This is a genomic window from Pseudomonas sp. P5_A2_2, assembly GCF_054177685.1.
Map to the genome: position 1 here is coordinate 1 of NZ_JBGCUL010001214.1, position 1,203 is coordinate 1,203.

At 61.8% G+C, this 1,203-nt stretch carries 1 protein-coding gene; it reads left to right on the forward strand.

Annotated features, from left to right (window positions below):
- Window positions 1-1,203, forward strand: a 1,203-nt coding sequence (locus ACXRVY_RS30190; RefSeq protein WP_458239098.1) for a PAS domain S-box protein, incomplete at both ends; no start/stop codon positions are given.

Here is a 1,203-nt window from a genome sequence, read left to right on the forward strand (position 1 = left end):
CCAGTATTTCGAAAGCCTGTTCGGTTGGCCGGTACAAAACGCGATCGGCCGCACCACCCTGGAACTGGGGTTGTGGGTGTATCCCGAGCAACGGGCCGATCTGGTCAAGGCCACCAAGGCCAAAGGCGACCTGGTAAGCATGGAAGTGCAGTTTCGCGCCAGCAATGGCCAGATCCATGACGGTATCCTCAGTGCGCAAAAAGTCGAGCTCGAAGGCCAGCCCTATCTACTGAGCACGTTCCTGGACACTACCGAACGCAAAGTCGCCGAACATGCCCTCAAGGACAGCCAGGAACGCCTCGACCTGGCCCTGGACTCCGCGCAGCTCGGCACCTGGGACTGGCACATTCCCAGCGGCATGCTCTACGGATCGGCACGGGCCGCCCAACTGCACGGCCTGGACGCCAAACCCTTTCACGAGTCCTTCGACGAGTTTTTCGAAGGCGTGCCCGGCAACGAACGCGACACCATGCGCGACGCTTACCGCAGCCTGCGTGAAGGCCCGGCCGGCAACTATCAATTGACCTACCGCGTGCAATTGCCCGACGGCAGCTCGCGCTACCTGGAAAGCCGCGCCCGCCTCTACCGCGATGACAACGGCGTGCCGGTGCGCATGGCCGGTACATTGCTCGACATCACTGACCAGGTGGAGCGCGAACAACGGCTGGTGGCCTCCGAAGAGAAATTCGCCACACTGTTCCAGGTCAGCCCCGATCCGATTTGCGTCACCCACCAGGACAGCGGCCAGTTCATTGAAATCAACTCCAGCTTCACCCAGACCTTCGGCTGGAGCACCGCCGATGTGATCGGCCGCAGCGCCGACGAAATAGGCCTGTGGGACGCTTCAGCGAAAAGTCTGCGACGGATCGAACAAGTGATCCGCGAACAAGGCCTGAACAACGTCGCCATACTCGTCCAGCACAAGGACGGACAGGTCCTGACCTGCGTGATTTCCAGCCGCCAGATCAGCGTCGGCGACCAGCCCTGCATCGTCACCACGCTGCGCGATATCACCCAGCAACAGCGCTCGGAAGCGGCGCTCAAGGCCAGTGAAGAGAAATTCGCCAAGGCGTTCCACTCCAGCCCCGACGCCATCACCATCACCGAGCGCGACACCGGACGCTATCTGGAGGTCAACGACGGTTTCTGCCGCCTGACCGGTTACCGCGCCGAAGAAGTGGTGGGCCGCACGGTGTATCAGGT